Consider the following 21,839-nt stretch of genomic DNA (forward strand, 5'->3'; position numbering starts at 1 on the left):
GACAAATAGTGATGAGCTGACGCTGAGCTTCCCAATCATCGCAAGAGATTTTGATGGTGACACCACCATAGAAACGATCCCAATTACCATCGTGGATGATAAGCCAACCATTACTGATGTAAATGCTATTACCGTTGATGAAGATGATTTAGCCACGATTGGTTCGGATCAAAATGATCCAATTTCAATCGATGGTAGTTTCACCACCACACAAGGCTCTGACCGTGTAGTGAGTTATCAACTTGATAGCGCTGCGACACCAGTCGACGGCTTAACATCTCACGGTGTGGCCGTAACGCTGGCTGAGACAGTAAACGGCGATGGTAGTTTCACTTACCAAGCAACAGCAGGCACTGAGTCGGTCTTTACGCTGAAGGTGAATACCGATGGTAGCTATAACTTTACTCTTGAAGGTCCAATCGACCATGCGGTAGGTAGCGATGAACTAACGCTAAATTTCCCAATTATCGCGAGAGACCTTGATGGTGACACCTCAGCTGAGACGATACCTGTCAAGATTGTTGATGACAAACCGACACTCGGTGGCATCGAAGCGACAATTGTGCAACCGGTTGACGAGGACGATATTCTAACCATAGGCTCTGACGGTGCACAATCGAACAGTATTGAGGGTAACTTCATCGCGACTGATGGCTCTGATGGCATTGTGGAATACGGTGTTTCTGACTTAACGACACCAGTACAAGGCCTGACCTCTGGTGGTCAATCACTGGTTATGGTTGAAGTATCAAACACAGGTGGCGTTTCAGTTTACGAAGCGCGTATTGATGGCTCGACGACACCAGTATTCCGTGTGACTCTTGATGCCACTGATGACAGTTACAAGTTCGACCTGCTTGCTCCATTAGATCACGCTGATGGAGATGGACAGAATGATCTGGATATCCATTTACCAGTCAATGCCACCGACTTTGACGGTGACGTGTCAAATATCATCTCCTTGCCAATTACGGTTATTGATGATGTACCAACCATCAACGGTGTTGTCCTAGGCAGCGAGCAAGCCGTTGATGAAAATGATTTACCTACAGGTACAGATGCTGCAAGCCCTGAAGACACCGTCATATCAGGTATCTTCGATATCACCGAAGGTGCTGATCAAGTAGCCTCTATCCAACTTAGTGACCTGACAACTCCTGTTGCTTCATTGACGTCGGATGGCGAAGCGATCACGCTGGTACTGGCTTCTAGCACCACCGATGTGAATGTATACCAAGGTGTGGCGGGTAATCCTGCCGAAGTAGTGTTCGAACTGACGTTGGATGTAACGAACAACACATACAAATTCGACTTACAGAAGCCACTCGACCATCCAGATGGTAATCAGCAAAACGAGGTTGTGATTAACCTTCCTGTGACGACGACGGATAACGATGGTGATATTTCTTCTGCCTTTGACTTAGAGATCAAAGTTGTTGACGACATTCCCCTTGTTACGCACGTCGATAACCTACAAGTTGCTGAGGATGACTTACCGCTTGGTTCCGATGACAGTAAAGAACCATTGACTGTCTCTGGTGAGTTTGAAGTCACCAGTGCAGATGGTATTGACTCTTTCAAATTGGATCTGAGCTCGAACCTATCCCGAATGTGAAATCGGGCGGGGAAGAGGTCACGCTTTCTCAAGACGTTAGTGCTTCGACTACAGATGCATTGGTCTATGTGGGACAAACCCCGGGTGGCGTAACAGTCTTTACTCTGACACTTCATCAAGACGGTAAGTACGACTTTGAGCTATCCGGTCAACTGGATCACGCAGTTAATTCTGATGAAATCTTATTGAATCTACCTGTTACGATCACGGATGGCGATAACGATACCATCACTGCAACGTTGCCAGTGACCATTGTTGATGACAAACCAAACATTGATCCTATTCGACCAGATATCACCTTATCTGTGGATGAGGATGATATTCCAAGCCTAGGTTCGGATGACACGCCAGAATCTAATATTATTGATGGCTACTTTGATGTTACCGATGGTGCAGACTCCATTGTTAGCTTCCAGTTGGATAGCTTAACGTCGCCAGTCTCTGGGCTCACTTCAGGTGGAAAAACTCTTGAATTGGTTGAGTTCTCAAATTCAAATGGCGTGATTGAATACCGCGCTTACGTTCAAGGTACAACGGATACCGTCTTTAAACTGACGTTGAATGGTTCGACAGATAGCTATGAATTTGAACTGTTGGGCGCACTCGATCATCCAGCAGGTAATGATGAAAACTCGTTAGTCATCAATTTCCCGGTCAATGCGACCGATTTTGACGGTGACGTGTCAAACAACATCACATTGCCCATTACGGTTGTGGACGATGTTCCTGCGATTGTGAAAGTTACCGACTCTAGCCAACAAACGGTCGATGAAGATGATCTTACTGGCGGTTCTGACACAGCCAGTGGCGATTCAACCGTGTTAACTGGTGGATTTGAGGTAGTAGACGGAGCAGATGAGATAGCCAACTATCAAGTCTCAGATTTGAATTCAGTGGTTTCTGGTTTAACGTCTAACGGGCAAAATGTTGAACTTAACTTAGTGAGTTCAGCGGGCGGTATAACCAGCTATGAAGCGGTGATTACTGGTACCTCAACCAAGATCTTTACGCTGTCTCTCGATGCTAACAACGACAGTTACCAATTTGAGTTGTTGGGACCAATCGACCATGACGCGATTCAGGGTGAAAATAACCTGATCCTTGATATTCCAATTTCCGTTACTGATTATGACGGTGATACGTCTTCCTCATTGAATCTCCCAATCACTATTGTGGATGATATACCGGAAATCATTTCCGCTATACCATTGTCGCTTGATGAAGATGACCTGTTATCTGGCTCAGAACTCGCAAAAGATAGCTTAGAAGCAACGGGTCATTTTGATACCGTGGAAGGGGCCGATACCGTTGTTTCTTATCAACTCGATTTAAGTAGTAATCCAATCACTGGCATCACCTCAGGGGGCGAAGCGGTCACTCTGATACAAACTGGTGCAAGCAACAATAACTATACGTATCAGGGCCAAACACCCGATGGTACCCCAGTCTTTACTTTAGTATTAAACGCCGATGGTTCTTACAAGTTTACTCTGGAAGGCGTTTTAGACCACTCTGCGCAAGGTGAAGATAAACTGATACTCGATCTTCCAGTCTTCGCGACTGATGTCGATGGCGATACAGCAGGTATTAATTTACCCGTGACGATCGTCGATGACATACCAACTCTGCATGATGCTTCAATAACGCGTGTCGAGGGTCAGGGGAGTAAAAGCGTTCAGTTGTTTACTGATCCTGTCGAAGGAGATTTGAATTATGGTGCTGACGGTAGTGAGCTAACTTCGTTCAGTGCCGATAACTCAGGGATCTACTTTAAAGTCAATGGAAGCGATGTTAGTGACATTGACCTTAACGGTGTTAAGCAAACCGTAAGTGTCTACAAAGAATTGAATGGCACTGATACTGAAATTGGTCGCTTGGTAGTAAATCCTGACGGTAAGGTAAGCTTTAATCCAAATGATAACCTAGACCACGCTAATTCAGATTCGATCGATTTTACGATACAGGTTACTGCAACCGATGGCGATCTAGATACCAGCACTGCGGTTGTTGATATTTCAATAACCGATAAAAATGCACAAATTAAAACATCGACTGTACTTGCGTTTGAGGACCAAGGTCGCGGTGGTGTAGTCTCAGGCATTGATTCAGCAAATCCTCAAGATAACTTATCGACTTTGGATGTGACGCCAGCGAAAGTCGACTTGGTTATTAATCTGAATGATATCGACCGTAACGAGAGTTTAGGCGATATCACCATTCGAGATGCGAGTACGCACAATGGCACCTTCTACTACAAAGATGGCAGCGGTAACTACATTGAATTGACGCCAGTAGGAGATACGGTTGTTCTCGACGCATCAAATGTCGATCAGTCATTCAATGGCGAATTTGTTACGTTAGATAACTTGTACTTTGTTCCAGACCGTCATTCATCAACGGATGCCTCTGGTATCTATCCTCGTATCCGTATAGAAATTCTTAACAATGGTACGCCAGACCATAAGATTAATGGTCGTTTAGATATTGAAGTTGATGCTGTTGCAGATATCGCAACGTGGAATGCTAGCAGTGAATTCAACTACTCCGTTGATGAGGATGGAAGCAATGTCGCACTTAATATCACGGCTGAAACTCAGGATATTAGTAATCCTGAGGGCATAGTGTACGAGCTCGTCTTTACACAAGGAGAAGGTAACGCAGAGTTAGTCTATTCAGATGGTAGTGCGATACCAAAATCTGGTGGTGTTTATCTGGTGGATGCAAGCCGAATTGATGAAGTTCAAATTGACCCAATCGATAATTTCTCGGGCGAAATCAAGATTGATGTCACGGCTATTACGACTGAACAGAATAACCCTCTAGTAGGTAAAGAAACGGCTCGCTCTGTAACCGAAGAAATTGTGATTGATGTAAAGCCTGATGCGGACCCTGGTAGTTTTACCGTTAACCGAATCAATGTCTTTGAAGATAACGCTCGAACTCAAGATACCATCGACCCTATCGCTGATCATGATCCACTTCAGTTAAGTGAAGTGATCACCATGAAACCGTCTGCGGATTTAGATGGTTCTGAAGCACTGTTTGTGCGTATTTCTGACTTCTCAATTGATGGTGTTACGTTAGTGTGGCTTGATTCAGCAAACCCAAGCCAAATCTCGGAAGTGACAGATGCAAGCGGCACGGTGCTCTATTACGAAGTGCCAGAATCAGAGTTAGCTAATGTAGAAGTCCTTCCTCCGTTGCATAGTAATGATGACTTTACTTTCAATGTTGAAGGTATCGTGAAAGACACGGCATCGTTGTCTACCGGGACAGCAGAAGATGTTCTGTCATTGGGCAGCAAAACGGTCATCGTCGGTGTGAAAGGTGTCGCAGACATACCATTTATTGAACTCAACGATAAGTCAGGAATTTGGCACGAGTTTAATGACGGAAATGTCAGAGGTATTGAGACCCATATCGATGAAAATGGTCAGGTCGACCTTGCGTTTAGTGTAATTTCTGGTGAGTTACCGGATAACCCAAATGATCATTCAGAGTCGGTTACCGTTCTGCTGTCGAATATACCTGCAGGTGTCGAGGTGTTCGATAGCGATGGTGCATCCGTCGATCTGACATTTGTAGGTTATGACGCGCAAAATCAGCCAATCTATGAAGCCAACATCACCACGGCGAATATTAATTCTGGAATAGTTATTAAACCGGAAGCTTCTTCGACAGAAAACATTCATATTACAGCTACGACAATTGTGACGGAGAATGATGGTCACAGTCGTACGTCGTCGGGTGAGATTCGAATCATTGTCGCTCCTGTGATTGATGCGCAAGATAGCTACACGGTTCAATCACAAGGTGATGAAGATACACGTTTCAATATTGACTGGAAGCCAACGCTCGTTCAAGCCCCAGATACCGATGAATTCTTTAGTGATGTGACGATATCAGGCTTCCCTCCTGGTAGTACGGTTTATGTCGATGGCGTCGCACAAACATTAGTTTCCGGAACGTTAACGTTCTCGCCACTAGCGAACGAGTCGGAGCAAGACTTCTCTGCTCGAATCTCTCAAAGCGGCTATGTCCAAGTACAGCTAGAGAAAGACTCCAGTACCGACTTTGATTTGCATACCACGGTTACGGTGAAAGAGATTGACCATGAGTACGTCAACGTTTCTAACCCTGGACAGGGCATTGCAGAAAAAGTCATCAATGGCATGGTGCATGTCCAAGTTAACCCAATCGTAGAGCCAGAAGATACCACTGGAGCGCTAGACGACCAGACACGTCTGCTTGTTACGGGAAGCACAGGTGTTGCAACTGATATCGTTAAGTCAGACGCTCAAGGTAACATTGATTTTACCATCAATACTTCAGCGGGTGGCGAGTCTGGCGCTAATATCATTAAATATCAAGAGTTTGATGCGTCTTCAGATGAGGTCGTGACTCAGCTTGTTATTCAGTTTGACAATGTTGATCCTGAGATCCTCAATCAATTGGTCATCATAGGCGCATTGAACGAAGGCGGGGGTCGCTGGACAGTAATTGATGAAGAAAACTTCTCGATTAAAGCGCCTTCTGGTCTTGATTTAACACCAAACGATGACAGCGATGATGGTGACAACGGCGGTTTATCTCAAATTGGTTTAACCATTTATGCTGAGGTAAACGATTTAGGTGAGGATGCCGTTGAAAAAGATGCAACAGTGGTGAGACAAACTGACGTAACACTTGAGTTTCCGACGGTTCTCACCCCACAAATGAGTATTGCTGCTGAAATTCAGGTGGCTGATGACGTTCAAATAGAAGCATCGGAAGACAATGCTGTCGACCTTGGCACTCAGTTGACGTCGAAAGTTGATGCGATTAATGCCGATGGTGTGGAAGATGTTTTGACGGTTGTCATTGATCCATCCGCCCCCGGTATTCCTCCAGGTTTGGTGATAACAGGCACCCACATCGATTTTGTCAATGGTAAATACGTTTTCCAAGCAGATATCGACGCGAGTGGTAATATCACAGGTTTGGACGGTTTAACAATGCACTTGGCAGAAGATTACGCTGGTGATTTCGAGTTGCCTATAAAGTTTGTCACCAAAGACACAGACTCTGGCGACGAAAAAGAAAGCAACGTGCGCATTCCTGTCCAGGTTTTACCGATTGCAGATGTTCCGAGCTCGACGGGCGATCAACCACTAGATAGTGATGTCACACCAAATGTGACAGTGGATATCACAGGTACTCTCGGTTTAGATGCGAACAAACAACCTGTTAATGACCTAAATAACGATGTACCAACTGCGGATGGTGTTGGTTATGAAGATGGTTTAATCCAGCTTAATCTTAATGTTGATTTTGCCGACCGTTATAACAATATCCAAGGTGGTAAGGAAACGCTAACGAATATCAAGTTAGAGCTCGATGATACAACATTGGGTGAGTTTGTTGACGCCAATGGACAGAGTTTAGGGACAAGTATTGAGTTTAATGAAGCTGAGATTTTAGCGGGTGCGCTTGATAATGTTCTGTTTAAGCCAAAAGAAAATTATCCCGTAGGTGGTGGGCAAAATACCGTTAAGATTAACATCGAAGGAGAGATCACGGACGCGGCTTTGTTTGATCAGTCTACTTTGAACAATCCTGGCGATAATATCGACATAAGAACCTTCACTGATGACGTGACATTTGAAGTTACGCCTGTGGTGGACGATATTACGATTACAGGTGCCGATCCTACGCAGCCAATTACAGTGATTGGTGACGAAGATACCTCAATTTCGTTAAATCAATCGGGCGCTGGGGTATCGATCAGTCTAAACGACAATGACGGCTCTGAGAGTTTCGTTTCACTCAAGTTAACAGGGATTCCTGATGACTTTGTTGTTCAATCTAATTCCTCTGATTATGTTGTTAAGAACAACGGTGGGGGCGAATGGAGTATTCAACTAAAAGACCTCACTCAGACATCCATTGATCTGAGTGACATCCAAATCAATCCACCGAAAAATTTCAGTGGTGATGCGGAGATTGGTATTACAGTCTTTATCCAAGAAGAATTGTTACAAGTTCCAACCGAGCGAACCAATAACTTTACGCTTGTTGTGAACCCTATTGGCGATGACGTTGATATAAATCCCGACACTTCAGCCGCAGGTAATGAGGGCGAAGACATTGTGATCAACGTCAATGCGTTGGTGGTTGATAACAAAGAGTCTATCGGGGATGGTGCAACGTATCACGAAAACAATCCAGAGACGCTAAGAGTCGAGATTTCAAATGTGCCAGATGGTGCGAGTTTGTCACTGACGGATGGAACGGCATTTATTGATCAAGGCAATGGCGTTTTCGTATTGGAGGTCAATGCTCAAGATTTGGATCAAGTCGTCTTTAATTCTGGTGACCGCAACGATAACTCATGGGATGAGTTACTGCATTTCAAAGTTCAAGCTGTTGATACGGGGCTCGATGGTAGCCAAAGTTTAGGTTCCGCAGAGGAGTTTGACGTAAACGTTGATGTTGAAGCCGTTAACGACCGTCCAGAGTTTGTCAACACCGTTGATGTAGAAACACCAGAAGATACACCATTGATGCTTGATGGCTTCAGCATTACGGACGTTGACGCTGTGCTGGATGATCCGAACGCTGAGTACTTGCTTAATATTAACGTCGACAGTGGTACCTTGGAACTTAACACGACGCTCGTGACCAACTACAACTTAACAGTGACCGGTGATGGTACAGACTCTGTTGAACTGAAAGGAACCGTTGCTGATCTTAACAATGCCATTTCAGACGGTTTGGTTGAGTTCAATCCAGATCTTAACTTCTTTGGTAATGTTCAAGTCGATGTGACTGTGGATGACCAAGGCAACGAAGGTATCGTGATTGGTGGAGTTGATGACACCCTAAATACCAACAGCAGCAGCTTCAATATTGAAGTGACAGCGGTGAACGATACCCCAGAAACTACGCCAGTGACGCTACCGAATATTGAAGAAGACAGTGGTGTGTTCTCCATCTCTGAAGCGGATCTTATTGCGAATGCGACAGACGTAGAGAACGATAATCTCACGGTTAGCAATGTTCAGTTAACAGATCCGAATTCGGGCAGCATTACTTTCAACAGTGGCACGGGAGAGTGGGAATTTACCCCAGCACTCGATTACAATGGCCCAGTTGAAATCACGTACACTATTACCGATGACGGTACGACGAATGGAGTATCCGATCCGAAATCTGTCAATGGTAGTGCTTCGTTCAATGTAACGGAAGTGAATGATGCACCAACAACGTCTGAAGTGACGCTCTCTGATATCGCAGAAGACAGTGCGGCGGTTGAAATTACGCAAGCCGATTTATTGGCGAATGCCTCTGATATTGAGAACGACACGTTGACGGTGAGTAATGTTCAGTTGGTCGACTCTAGCAGCGGTATATTAGATTTCGATAACGCGTCCGGTACTTGGTCATTTACGCCTGCGGCGGGTTACAACGGCAAGGTGGATCTGACTTACGACATTACCGATGACGGCGCAACGAACGGTGTTTCTGATCCTCAAACGGTATCAGGGTCGGCAACCTTTGAAGTCTCTGAGGTTAATGATGCACCGGTGACATCTGAGGTAACGCTAAATAGTATTGATGAAGATGGTGGTGCGGTAACCATTACGGTTACCGATCTGCTAAGCAACGCAAGTGATCCTGAGTCGAACAACTTGATCGTCGATAATGTCGCGTTAGTCGATTCTACTTCTGGCACACTGACTCAAGTGAGCTCAACGGAGTGGACCTTTGAACCCGCCCCTGATTTCAACGGGGATGTAAGCTTTAATTACGACATTACCGATGATGGAACGACTAATGGTGTCTCTGATCCACAATCTGTGGTTGGATCTGCCGTAATGACAGTTAACGCCATCAACGATGCGCCAGAGATTGATGGCTCAATGGTCACAAGTACGATTGCGGAGTCATCGGATCAAAAGATCTCAGGTATCGAAATTACTGATGTGGATTTCTCAGGTGTCCACGCAGATGAAACCATGACGATATCGCTGAGCGTCACAGATGGAGATCTTTTCGCTGTCATACCCCCTAGTGTTCAAGTGTCACAAGGTACGGGTATCGCAGGCAATTTAGAGTTGATGGGAACATTATCAGATCTCAATGCAGTTCTGACTTCGAATGATCCGAAAGTCGGCATTTTTGTTGATGCTAGTGATGTGAATAGCCCAGAAATCACCTTGACAGTGACGGCTGATGATAATGGCGTTTACTACAACAACTCAGGGACATCTCTGCAAACGACAGAACAATTTGATATTAATGTCACGCCTGTAGCCGATGCGCCGACACTATCGCTTGATCCTGACTTTAATCACGTTCAGCGAATTACTGCGGCGAAAACCGCAAGCCGTCAGGGAATCGCTCTGGTTGGCATTGTTGCGGCATTGACTGATGTAAATGAAGTTCTGGCTCTAGAGTTAACGGGCGTACCTAATGGGGCATCAGTTAAAAGTGACTCGTCCTCATCAAATATCAGTTTTGATGGTACGACTTGGACAGTGCCAGCAGATGAAATTGATACGCTGTACATCGATAATGCGCGTCAAGGTCAGCATGACATTACCTTAACCGCTGTCTCTACTGAGTCGAACGGAGACGAGGCTTATTCCGCTCCTATCGATATTAGTTTAACCGTGACATCCAATAGCCAAGACATAGACATCTCTGGTGAAACGCAAGACAGTTTACTGATTGCCGGTCATTTGGGTATTTCGATGACCGGAGGTGATGGCGACGATACTATTCTTGGCGGCAGTGGTAATGACACTCTGTTTGGTGGCAATGGTGATGATACCTTGTTTGGTGGAGATGGTGATGACACCTTGTTTGGTGGGAGTGGTGACGACCTCCTTGATGGCGGTCTAGGCTCCGACATTCTTACTGGCGGGGATGGACATGATGTCTTTAAATGGACGGAAGATACGGTAGATGAGGGGGCAACCGATACGATTACTGACTTTACCGTTACGCATGACACCATCGATTTAAAGGATGTCATCGCGGATTTAAATGACCCCAATGCGCCTATGGATGATTTGTTGGATCACATTCAGGCAAATTACGACGCTAATACGGAAAATGTGTCAATCAACATAACTACTGACTCAAACGTTCATCAAACGATCGTGCTCGAGCACTTAGGTGAGGCAGCCCCATTCGATAATGGTGCGCTTGTTGGATTAAGCTCTGATGCGATTGTGGAGTCGTTGTTAAATCATGGGGTCATTGACCACGGATAATACTGAGATCGGCAAGGACTGACCTTTAAAGAACCAGATTGGCATCATTGCTAATCTGGTTTTTCATAAATACTAGGTTTGATTCGCTGTTTAAATGTAGACAAGATATTCAAATATAAAAATGTTAAACATGAATATCGAGCAGAGTGCCAATGACCTCGTTGTTTTTATCAACAACAGAAGCACCAATACGGTTATAACTGGCCGCTTGGGTGAGGTTGAGTAGCGGTTCTGTGAGTGAAGAATGAGAATTGTAAGCGGGTTGAATGCCAGACGATGAAAGGCCTGAGTCTTGCTCGGGCATTGACTCAACTTTATTGAAAGCGAGATCTTGTGAGGGTTTACTGGCGTTATGATTAATCTGTTCTGATGCTTTATCTGCCATTTGCTGCGACAATTGAATCAGTTGATGTCCAGATTGTAGCCCTGATACTGGCATGTCATTCACTCCGTTCGAACCTACTTGTTAGCATAGGAAGTGAATATAAAACATGCAAGTGCTTGATAAAAGACTTGAGTAAAGAAAAAGACGGTCAGCTAAACGTAATTTAGGCCGTTAGGTAAACATTAGACAAACAGCTGAGCCAGCATGTCGCGCTCTTCTGCAGACAGAACGGGTTCTTGCTTTTCGTTCAACGTAGAATTGATCGCCCCTTGCAGAGATTTGAGCTGGTTGGTTGTTAGATCGCTCAGTTTGCTCTTTAGGTCATTAAATTGCTGAGTTGTCATCATATCTATTCCCAGTTTTAAGCCAATTGAAGCTGTCGCAACTTGTCACATGTTACGCAACTAATCTTATAGAAATAGGATAGTAATTAGACGGTTTTTTAATGTCCGAGCTTTGTCAGCTTATGTTAAATAGCTTGTGAGTTTTCTCCTATGTTTTATTTAACCCTAGAGGCAAACTTGTTCGCCAACGAATGAAGCTCTGGCAGCATCCGATAAATAAGGTGAAGTTGCTGTAATACCATTCTGGCAGAACTATCGTCTTCCTCCCGCCATTCATTTAAGCGTTGTTCCAATCCCGCGTCGTCTATGCTTGATAAATCACAGGTTTCACTATGTTGATGTAATTGTTGATGCAGTACGTCTAAATGTTGGTGGATACAACGGTGTGAGTCCAAAATCAGTTTATGAGTTGACTCATCGTCTAGGCGGGTACGGTGCGCACCAAGTGCCGAGATGTAATTCAACATGGCATGGTTGAGCGTTAAAAAACGGAAGCTTTCATCTATTGCGGCTCGGTATTTGCCCGGCTCGACAAGCATTGTACTGATGGCGGCCGAAAGGCTAGCGTCACTATTGTGGGCCTGACGACGAGCAACTCGATAACTTAGGTCATCCTTTTTCCCAACTCGATATTGAGCAATGATCTGAGCAAGATACTGCTTGTTGGCATCAATCGCGTCGGACATCACTTTATGAAGTCTTCTCGATTGCCAGTCTGGTAAAATAAGTGTCACGGCTGCCACGGCTAATACACAACCAATAAGGGTATCAGCCAAGCGTGGAAGTACCACGGCGTAGCTTCTCCAAGTTGATTGAATAAGAACAGCACCAATAGGGTGATAAATCCAGTTGCATAAGCGTAATTGTTCATCCTAAAGGCAAAAAACATCACACCAGAAATCACGATAAACACCAGTTGGCTCTCTTGAGAAGGGAAGAAAGTCAGCAGCGGTACCCCAACAAGTAAACCGACAATCGTACCAATGACTCTCAACGTCAGTTTTTGACGTGTTGCACTGTAATTTGGCTGACAAACAAACAGCGTCGTTAATAAAATCCAGTAGCCACGGTCAATGTTGAAAAACTGAATGATCCCGTAGCCTAATGTTAATGTGATCGACATACGCAGCGCGTGTCGAAACAGCATTGAGTCCTTATGTAGATTAGCTGAGATACTTTGCCACATCGCCTTTAATGTGTGTGGGTTGTTGTCCGCCAACACATCTTCCTCTAGGCCTTCAGCATCTGGATTGTTGATATTATTGAGCTGTTTTTCAACGGTCGCTAAGTTATTGAATAAATAGGTCAGCTGCATGAGCAGACGCTTCCAGTGCCCTTGGTTTTGTTCTTCTAGATAGGCGAGGGAGTTTTGCAGCTCCGCCAAGGCTAAAATCGACTCTGAGGTGTGTGAGTATTCGGTACCAAGTTGAATCGCTTGAGCGATATCTCGGCAGGCTTTGGCCTGTGATTCGAGAAGATCTTTAAAACGAAATAGAACGTCTGACCGTTCAAATTCGGAGGATAAATCTTGATAGCGGTAATGACTGGAGCTGACTCGCTCATGAATGTCCTGCGCAATAAAGTAAATATTGAGAAACCGATCACTCGGGCCATCAACGTGACCTCGTTTGGAACGGTTCACCAGCGTGGCTTTACATGCATTAAGCGCAGTGACAGTCGCAGCATTCAGTTTCGCAGCTTCTATGCGCATCGGTTGTGGTGTTAAGTTTGTCACGGGGTGAAACAGCTTCGCTTTTGCATCCAAATAATTAGCGAGCTGAAAGAATACCGTTGCTAAGCTTTGTTGGACTGGTTGTAAAGGCCAAAACATTTGCCAAATCATCGACATCAAGTAATACCATGCCGCTCCGGTTAACAACAAGACCGGTTGGAACCAAATATTAGTGCTTTCGTGCGCGCCGAGCATGGTGTAAATAGCAATCAGTAGGGAGCCAAACGCAATACTGGCGTATTTAGGGCCTATTGCTCCAAGCATGATAAACCCGAAAGTCGAAATAAAAAGCCCAGCAGCAAACAGCCAAGGGGTATTGAACAGTATCTCTATAGAAAATGCCGCGAGTGCGAAACAGAGAAACGTGAGAACCAGTGCTTTGAGCCGTCCGGTGAAGCTGTCATCACTTTCTGCCAGAGCGGCAGCAATAACTCCAAGGATTAGGGGAGTGATAAGCGTATTCTGCCCGTAATACCACGCAGGAATCACAACCCCAAGAAGTGTTATCAGTATGAGAATGCTGTAATTGACGGTTTTATTAGCCCAATAGAGCCTAAATTTGGAAGCTGCTTGCACGTTAAGCCTTTCGTTTTTCACGCGAGTCCGGATGGCGTGTATTTTTAATGAAAACAGACGAATATTAGCAAGCTATTGACGTTGAACCAAATCCTTATAGTCCCAGGGGATTATTCTGTTCACAAAATCAGCAGTAATGTGAATTTTTAAAAAGAATGTATACCGATGCAGATTTTGGGACATTCCATCGCTACAATTTAACGCCTCAAAATGATATAAACCGATAACTTCCAATCAAAAAGGCACACGTTTCATGCAGCTCACTGCCACCAGCAAAGCACAATTTTTTATTCAAAATGAATACCATCATGTCGAGATAAAAGAGAACAGTGTTTTATTAAGCTCTATTGGTAGTGAAGAGCACATACCATTTACGGTGTGGAATGGAAACGTGAAGGTGAAACGCGGACTGGTTTGGAGCGCACTGCAATTTTTCGCTCACGAACAAGAAGGTAAACAGCAAAGTTGGCTAGTTCAAGGTTTACCTTGGCCTCAGTGTCGAAACTTTGCTGTTGAGGCGGTACGTCAATATCAAGAGTGGCACAACAATCAGTGCCGAAAATTGGCGGAGTATTTACCGAAGTGGGAAGCGGACCTTCATCAACTAAAACATGTGCCGACCTACCTTTCGCATTCTCAGGTTTTGTCTTGGGTCGAGCGGGTTAACGACGAATTAGTTGAGATAAAAACCAGTTTAGAAGAAGCTAAAATGCGCATGCCGAATCGTATGGCAGAAATTGAACCTTGGCTGGTGGATACCTCGCAGGCGTTGGATGTACGTAATCAGGAATGGTTAGAAAATGAGCGCCCGAATTGGGAGGTGCTCTTCAATCAAATTGAATCGTCTCCACTCAACGTTTCTCAACAGTACGCGGTTCTACTTAACGATGATCACAACTTGGTTTTGGCTGGCGCGGGATCGGGTAAAACTAGCGTTCTCACTGCGCGCGTGGCGTATTTATTACAAAGTCACCAAGCTCAGGCCGAAGAGTTATTGATGCTAGCGTTTGGGCGTGATGCGGCTGCAGAAATGAAAGAGCGTTTAATCAACAAGGTAGGGATGGCAGCGGATGGTACGCGAATAAATACCTTCCATCAGCTTGGTTTGTACATATTAAATCAAGTTGAATCACAACCAGTTGAAATTACGCCATTGGCGCTGGATGATAATCAACGTTCGGCGTGGTGTATTGATTGGCTGAAAAAACACTGGATGACACCAACTAACTTCAAACGTTGGCAAAAACACCTAGATAAATGGCCAATTGCTTATTTGAAAGGCGACGACGAACTCGGTAGCCATTCTGAAAACCCAAAACTGATTGCGTGGTTAGATTCACAACTATCACAGCTCGCAGCGATAGGTTTAACCAAAAAACAGGTACAAGAAAAGCTGGTCGATCATCCAGACTATACGCGTTTGAATAGTGAGTTAGCACTTTGTTGGCCATGTTTTACTGCGTGGCAAAAAATGCTCAAAGAGAGCAATCACGTTGATTTTCCAACCATGATCAGCCGCGCCACAGAATATGTGGTCAAAGGTAAGTTTATCTCGCCTTGGCGATTTATCATGGTGGATGAATACCAAGATATCTCTCCAGACCGATTAGCGTTGGTTGAAGCTCTGTCTGCTTCTACGCAGAAGCAAAAAGGCGCAACCCTGTTTGCTGTGGGCGATGATTGGCAAGCGATTTATCAGTTTGCAGGGGCTGACGTGGATTTAACTACGGGCTTTAAGCAGCGTTTTGCACACTCGACGGTGCATCATCTTGATACGACCTACCGTTTTAACAATCAGATTGGTGATGTCGCCAATACGTTCGTACAGCAGAACCCTGCTCAGATAGCGAAGACCCTGAATAGCCACAAACAGCGTAAGCAGAAGAGTGTACATACTGCGCCAAGCAATCAGGTCGAAAAAATTCTCGATCAGCTTAATCAACAAGCGAAGAAAACCAAGTCAGTGTTGTTGCTGGGACGTAATCATTACCATAAACCGGATCTATACGACGATTGGGTGCGACGCTTCCCTAATCTGGATATTCGATTCATGACTTGCCATGCGAGTAAAGGTCGTGAGGCAGACTTTGTGATTATTCTGTCAGTGGATGAAGGGCAGTTCCCTGCGAAGAAGAAACAAGTTCACATCGATGGCGCGCTAACGGAGTCGAAAGATGAATACCCACACGCTGAGGAACGTCGTTTGTTCTATGTCGCCATTACGCGAGCTAAAGAAAAAGTGTGGGTGACTCACACTGGGGCGGGCTCCGCGTTTGTACAAGAGCTGGTGGATGGGGATTATCCCATTGTTACGTCGCGGTAGGGGAACAAAGGTCCTAGGAGAAAAAAGGTCCTAGGTTATAGGATCCTAGGTCCTAGAGGAGTTTGCTGATACTTGTGCGTTTAACGTTAGGTTTGTATTTGTGTTTTGGATTATGGAGCGCTTCGCTTACAGAATACAGAATACAGAATACAGAATACAGAATACAGAATACAGAATACAGAATACAGAGAAGGGCCTAGAGGGAAAAGATCCTAGGTTACAGGCGCATAGAGTCCAGAAAATTAAACACCTTCTCTATTCTCAATATAGGTGATTAATTCTTCCCTACTGTTTACATTGAGTTTCCTATATATATTTGATAGGTGTTTTTTTACGGTTGAGTTAGCAAGAAATAATTTCTCTGAGACTTCTTTGTTTGAATTTCCATTTGTGACTAGAAATATAACCTGGCGTTCTCTGGTTGATAATTCAGACAAATGACAGTTGCTACTTAAATTTTTATTACAGCGATAGTGAATGAGTATTTGATGAGCTATCTTTCTTGGCAACCACATGCCACCATTAGACAGTTCTTCTATACAACGAATAAAGCTCAAATCACTCGAACCTTCATAAAGAATACCTTCCACTTTGCTAAAAATAAAAGGAGAACCTTCAGAAAACTCTTCAGGAACGTTAAAAAGCACCAAATGCACTCTATCATAATTAACAGAAAGAAGTTGATCAAAATCTTCTTCCAAATATCTGTAATTGGCAAATATCAAAATATGTTCAGATGTTTTGTTATAAAAGAACACATCAAGATCTTTAGTTACATTAATATTGTGAGACGTCTTGGTTTCTATATTATTCGCTAATTCCTTGTGATTTGAATCAGAAACAAAGAATATTTTGAATCGATGCATCATGGGTTTTTCAAATTCCATTTTAAAACTTAACTTTCATACTAGACCAACTTCTATATTTTGGTAGAAACTCACAAATCAAAGGCCTGAAATGTGATAAATGTCATATTTAATCTCTTCTCATCTCCAATGTGAAATGACTTTCTATCTAAAATTATTTAGTAATTTTTTGTGTAAGGTTTTGAATTTATTTATAAAATAAAACAAAAATAATGAAATTCATCTAAATAATACTTAAGTAGTTTTATCACTACTACCTAGTTTACTCCCTATTGTCAGGCCTATGTCATATATAGTTGTCTTGATTCAAGTGAATGCCGTACTTGAGCGTTATATTTTACAATTCAGATTGATAAGGGAAACAATATGAAACTTTCTAAATTATCGCTAGGCATTGGTATGTCTCTCATCTTTTCTTCATCAGCGATGGCGGCAGACCCGACCGCTACGGTAGATGTATTCAGCGTTGTGGAAGAAAAATGTAATATCGGTGTCGTATTTGGTGCTGGAGGAGAAGAAGCAGGTGTTGGTGCGACAGACCTTGGTAATAACGTCGTTGACGGTGAAATTAATGATCTAAATGGTGGTAAAGTACAATTACTAACAGGTTATGCGGAATGTAACTCTCCTGGTGGATTTAAAATACTTGCTAAACTCGAAAATGGAGCACTAGTTAACACTACTAATGATGTTTATCATATTGATTATAATCTAACTTTTGGTAGTACTAATCTGGACGATATTGGATCTAGAGCTCTTCCAGGCACAGGTGGTGATTATAAATATGAGACTAGTGAATTTCTTGTTGGTTCAAATTCTGCGACTAATGATACCGTAAATTTTCAGTTGAAAATGAATGGATTTGATGACTCTCAAGGTGGTATCGCTGGACACTATTCAGAAAAAGTCACTTATCGTGTGACTACAATGTAATTCAATAGTCATCTGGGGGGAAGGTCAGTCTTCCCCTTTATTTTTAAAAAGGACTTATACTTTTAACTAAAGGGAGTTAATTATGCTCACTCGCTTTTATTCAATAATGTTATTGACCTTTTCCAATATAGTGTTCGCTAACTTTGTCGTCTCTCCAACACAAGTAGAAACCAGCGTCAAGACAAAAGTCGTCAGCTATACGATTGAGAATAGGACCGATGTACGGGCAGCCTATGATATTCAAGTATTTGAACGACAATTGCTGCCTAGTGGTGAAGAAGTATTGCTCGACACTAAAGACTTACGTGCTTTTCCTTCTAAAGTTATCGTTGAAGCAGGTAAGAAAAAAAGAATCAAGGTGATGTACTTAGGCAAGCGAGATATCTCCTCTGAAAAACCTTATCGGGTTAATTTTATTCAAGACGACAAAGACGTGAGCCAAGAGCAAAGTAATAACCTCAACGTGCGTTTTGAATTTTTCACTTCACTGTATATTCAGCCAAAAAACATATCCTCCAAGCTAGAAACCGAAGTCGTGAAGAAGAACGGTCAGTGGCTGCTCTATCTGCAAAACACAGGCACTAAACATCATATTTTAAATGACTGGAAACTCGCACTCGGGGGCTCAGACAGTAATACCGTTAGCATGCCCGCCGTGAACGTTCTAGCCAACACCCATGTTTATCTGCCGATCAACAAAAAGCTTGAAAGTGGAGCGCTCAATAGTATCAGTATTATTGATAAGTAACATTGAGGAGCGAAATGATGGTTCGCAGCTTTCTCATTGCCTTGGTTAGCGGGCTGCTTTGCATTCCATTTGCTATTGCAGATGAATTTCCAATACCAACGGATGTTTCCATTTTGGGGAAAACGCTCAATGTCAAAGGGTTTGTATCGGTTGAGGACGAAAACTATTGGGCGTTAGATGGCAATGACCTATTAGAAAAAACGCATCCCATCTTGGAGAAAACGGTTCATGATTTTATCGTACCTTACTTTGAAAATAATAAGGTTACGTCAGATCTCATTGAGCAAGTGGGGTGGAAAAGCCATTACGATTTAGACAATCTTGTGGTGACCTTAGATATTCCGCTTGATGCCACTAAAGCACAAGATATTCACTTTACACCCCAGTATTCATCCCAACCACCTGATGGCTATACGCAAGTACAACCGAGCTTTTTTAGTGGTGTCATGAATGTTTACGCAACACATACGCAAAATATCAATAAACTGGATGAATTTACCGACAGTATTGCGCTCAGAACCGCTATGACATTTGGTAGCGTGGTCTTTGAGGATGGCCACAGTTATTTCTATAGTAGCCAAGGTAGTACCCCGGGATTCCAGCGCGACGCGACGCGCATTATGTACCAGACAGAAGATAAAAATAGCTTATTTCAGCTTGGTGATTACATTAGCCAAAGCGAAATCGTTAGTCTCGGTTCGGGTGATATATTTGGTCTCGCCTATTCACGTCAGCCCAGCTATCTTAACGGTTCTAGGCGTGGAAATAGCGTACCGATTTCTCTTGAAACTCCGTCTTTGGTTAGGGTGAGTATTAACGGCGAAGAATACCGTACATTACGGCTTGCACCCGGCCAATATAACCTTCGTGATTTACCCGTTGATAGTGGAACCAATGAAATTAAGGTCGAGTTTGTCGACCAAAATGGTATTTCGACTGAGCGATATCTTAATGTGGTAAACCGACCAGAACTGCTTTATTCAGGCGACGTTGAAGCCCAAGTTGTAGCAGGGGTAGAACAAGAATATGTTGATGGAGCTAAAGAAATTTATAAAGAGCAGCCCGCAGCACAAGGAATGGTTGCGTATGGACTAAATCAATATTGGACCGCATCTCTTTGGGGAGAGTGGTTAGAAGAAGAGCAACAGTTTGGTTTGCTACAAAACGTGGCACTAGGTAACAGTTTTGTCACTTTGGATCTCAGTACAACCCAAAATATGAACTCCGACTCGTATAAAGCTCTGACTTCCCTTTACTATCCCGACGTTTTATTTGGATTTTTGAAAGACATAAACCTTTCTCATAGTTATAACCAATATTATTGGTCAAATGGAGGAGCCACGACGGACCAAAACCTCGGGTTTTCAACAGCCATTTACACGCCATCGGATTTTGGGTATTTATCATTTAGCTCGGGGATTCGTTGGCGAGGAAACGCACACCAGCGCACTTATGCATCGATAAATTCCAGTTACCGTTTATTCAGTTCGTTGCGTGCAAGTCTCAACCTTCGTTGGGAAGACTCGGATGATGAACCCAATCAGTATAGCGCCTATCTTTCATTTTCGATGCCGCTTGGCTCCAGCGACTATAGCGTCGACTATACGACACGCTACAACACAGAAGAAGACGAAATAGAATCTTCACTTTCGGCAAGTCGTTATGATATCGACAACTATTGGCGCGCTTCAGTCAACTTTGTTGATAAAGAATACGATAGTGCTTCCCTGTCGTATCGAAATCGACATCCTAGAGCTAACTCGACTGTTAGATTGACATCCAGTAGGGAAACCTCAGGTGACCCGCTCAGAACAATGGAGGTTGGTGTAGAAACAGGCATCGCTTGGGCTGGAAGCAATGTTACCGTCACATCTCCTGTCAACAGTGGTTTTGCATTGGTCAGTTTATCAGAAGAATTTGAAAACTATGCGTTGACAAGAGACAAATACAACAGAGTCAAAATCGTTCCCAAGGAAGAAGCTTCTTCAAGCACGATACTTGTTCCTGTGTACAACAATTCGCAACGTTTAATAAAAGTCAATTCAGAGAACCTAGACTTCAATGAAGAGCTCAAAGCGCAGAGGTATTCAGCATCTTCTGGTCTACGACAAGGTTCAGAGATTGTTCTTGATAAATTGTCTGGCTTCTTCGTGACAGGGCTGTTAGTCAACGATAAGTCACAACCATTAATTGATGTCGTCGGCGAGCTATCTTCCCCATCAAGTAATGAAGCTTACCCTTTCTATACTGATGATTTTGGTCAGTTTGAGCTTGATATGGTTCCTGAAGGACAATACCTATTGAGCTTATACGGAGTTGACCATCTTCCTTATAAAGTCAATATACGAGAGAGTATGGCGCAAGAGGGCATCTTCATTGAACTGAACGAAATTCAGCTCCGTCATCAGTAAGAAGTATAGAAGCTCCCCGAGCTTCTAAAACTAAGACGTTAGGGGGGGAAATGATAGTGTTTGACTGAAAAGTTTGACGCTTGTTGTTTTGGATTCCGTCGACTAAAAAGTTTTTAGGACCCTAAAACCTAGGATCCTAAACCTTTACTGTTCTATGTTCTTTCCGCTAAGTAGGCTTCGTAATCCGGCACTTCAATATCGACTTCTTGTTGGATCAATGGTGAGTTAAACAAGAACTTGGCGGTTGCGCGGTTAGTCGCGACTGGAATATTCCATACGCTCGCAATACGAAGTAGGGCTTTTACGTCTGGATCATGAGGAACGGCATTGAGTGGATCCCAGAAAAAGATAAGCACGTCAATTTTTCCTTCAGAGATCAGAGCGCCAAGTTGTTGGTCGCCGCCCATTGGGCCACTGATCATGCTTTTTATCGCCAAGCCTGTCTCTTTGCTTAGCATGTGACCAGTTGTCCCTGTCGCGTACAAAAAATGCCCCTGAAGCTTTTCTTTGTTCTCTTTCACCCAACGAAGTAGCTCCGGTTTATAGTTGTCGTGGGCGACTAACGCGATGTGTTTATTTGCAGGCATGGTACGAGTTGTTTTTTGCATCAAGTTATTTCCAGTTATTCGTTTTTATCTGAAGTTAT

10 protein-coding genes and 1 pseudogene are annotated in these 21,839 nt (G+C 43.6%); 6 read left to right on the forward strand and 5 right to left on the reverse strand.

The genetic code is table 11. The features are described from left to right. Nucleotides 1-1,615, forward strand: a 1,615-nt coding sequence (locus SU60_RS22850; protein ID WP_425337368.1) for a T1SS-143 repeat domain-containing protein, incomplete at its 5' end; no start/stop codon positions are given. Then, nucleotides 1,612-10,875 (forward strand): T1SS-143 repeat domain-containing protein, encoded by a 9,264-nt coding sequence (locus SU60_RS04450; protein ID WP_425337369.1) that lies wholly within the window; start codon nt 1,612-1,614, stop codon nt 10,873-10,875. The genes SU60_RS22850 and SU60_RS04450, both read left to right, overlap by 4 nt. A 124-nt stretch (nt 10,876-10,999) precedes the next feature. Here SU60_RS04450 and SU60_RS04455 read toward each other — a convergent pair whose 3' ends face one another. The 3 genes and pseudogenes from SU60_RS04455 to yccS all read right to left on the reverse strand — a co-directional run bounded on the left by SU60_RS04455 (nt 11,000) and on the right by yccS (nt 13,912). Beyond that, nucleotides 11,000-11,314, reverse strand: a complete 315-nt coding sequence (locus tag SU60_RS04455; protein WP_041154513.1) for a hypothetical protein — start codon at nt 11,312-11,314, stop codon at nt 11,000-11,002. Between the two features lie 128 nt (nt 11,315-11,442). After that, on the reverse strand, nt 11,443-11,607 hold the full coding sequence (locus tag SU60_RS21925; protein WP_164833029.1) for a hypothetical protein: 165 nt from the start codon (nt 11,605-11,607) through the stop codon (nt 11,443-11,445). A gap of 152 nt (nt 11,608-11,759) precedes the next feature. Beyond that, nucleotides 11,760-13,912, reverse strand: a pseudogene (gene yccS / locus SU60_RS04460) (YccS family putative transporter). Nucleotides 13,913-14,165: 253 nt separating this feature from the next. Between yccS and helD the strand changes: the two are divergent. Next, nucleotides 14,166-16,235, forward strand: coding sequence for a DNA helicase IV (helD, locus tag SU60_RS04465; protein ID WP_041154514.1), 2,070 nt, complete (start codon nt 14,166-14,168; stop codon nt 16,233-16,235). Between the two features lie 242 nt (nt 16,236-16,477). On the opposite strand, the gene SU60_RS04470 is transcribed toward helD, so the two are convergent. Further along, nucleotides 16,478-17,122, reverse strand: a complete 645-nt coding sequence (locus SU60_RS04470) for a helix-turn-helix transcriptional regulator (protein WP_041154515.1) — start codon at nt 17,120-17,122, stop codon at nt 16,478-16,480. Between the two features lie 345 nt (nt 17,123-17,467). On the opposite strand from SU60_RS04470, the gene SU60_RS04475 reads away from it, so the two are divergent. The 3 genes from SU60_RS04475 (at nt 17,468) to SU60_RS04485 (ending at nt 21,193) form a co-directional block, all read left to right on the forward strand. Then, nucleotides 17,468-18,034, forward strand: a complete 567-nt coding sequence (locus SU60_RS04475; RefSeq protein WP_041154516.1) for a hypothetical protein — start codon at nt 17,468-17,470, stop codon at nt 18,032-18,034. An 82-nt stretch (nt 18,035-18,116) separates the two neighbouring features. Then, a complete protein-coding gene (locus SU60_RS04480; RefSeq protein ID WP_041154517.1) occupies nt 18,117-18,782 on the forward strand; it encodes a fimbrial biogenesis chaperone in 666 nt (221 codons plus the stop codon). Between the two features lie 14 nt (nt 18,783-18,796). Beyond that, on the forward strand, nt 18,797-21,193 hold the full coding sequence (locus SU60_RS04485; protein WP_128814609.1) for a fimbria/pilus outer membrane usher protein: 2,397 nt from the start codon (nt 18,797-18,799) through the stop codon (nt 21,191-21,193). A 152-nt stretch (nt 21,194-21,345) separates the two neighbouring features. Here the strand turns inward: SU60_RS04485 and SU60_RS04490 are convergent, their stop codons facing one another. Further along, nucleotides 21,346-21,801, reverse strand: coding sequence for a methylglyoxal synthase (locus SU60_RS04490; RefSeq protein ID WP_041154519.1), 456 nt, complete (start codon nt 21,799-21,801; stop codon nt 21,346-21,348). Nucleotides 21,802-21,839: the final 38 nt, after the last annotated feature.

The organism is Vibrio mytili (assembly GCF_000830505.1).
Taxonomy (GTDB): domain Bacteria; phylum Pseudomonadota; class Gammaproteobacteria; order Enterobacterales; family Vibrionaceae; genus Vibrio; species Vibrio mytili.

What these genes read in the sequence shown, in the direction of transcription:
- SU60_RS04455 (WP_041154513.1), bottom strand. Translation starts at nt 11,314, where the DNA reads ATGCCAGTATCAGGGCTACAATCTGGACATCAACTGATTCAATTGTCG.
- SU60_RS04490 (WP_041154519.1), bottom strand. Translation starts at nt 21,801, where the DNA reads ATGCAAAAAACAACTCGTACCATGCCTGCAAATAAACACATCGCGTTA.
- helD (WP_041154514.1), top strand. Translation starts at nt 14,166, where the DNA reads ATGCAGCTCACTGCCACCAGCAAAGCACAATTTTTTATTCAAAATGAA.
- SU60_RS21925 (WP_164833029.1), bottom strand. Translation starts at nt 11,607, where the DNA reads ATGATGACAACTCAGCAATTTAATGACCTAAAGAGCAAACTGAGCGAT.
- SU60_RS04480 (WP_041154517.1), top strand. Translation starts at nt 18,117, where the DNA reads ATGCTCACTCGCTTTTATTCAATAATGTTATTGACCTTTTCCAATATA.
- SU60_RS04475 (WP_041154516.1), top strand. Translation starts at nt 17,468, where the DNA reads ATGAAACTTTCTAAATTATCGCTAGGCATTGGTATGTCTCTCATCTTT.
- SU60_RS04485 (WP_128814609.1), top strand. Translation starts at nt 18,797, where the DNA reads ATGATGGTTCGCAGCTTTCTCATTGCCTTGGTTAGCGGGCTGCTTTGC.
- SU60_RS04470 (WP_041154515.1), bottom strand. Translation starts at nt 17,122, where the DNA reads ATGGAATTTGAAAAACCCATGATGCATCGATTCAAAATATTCTTTGTT.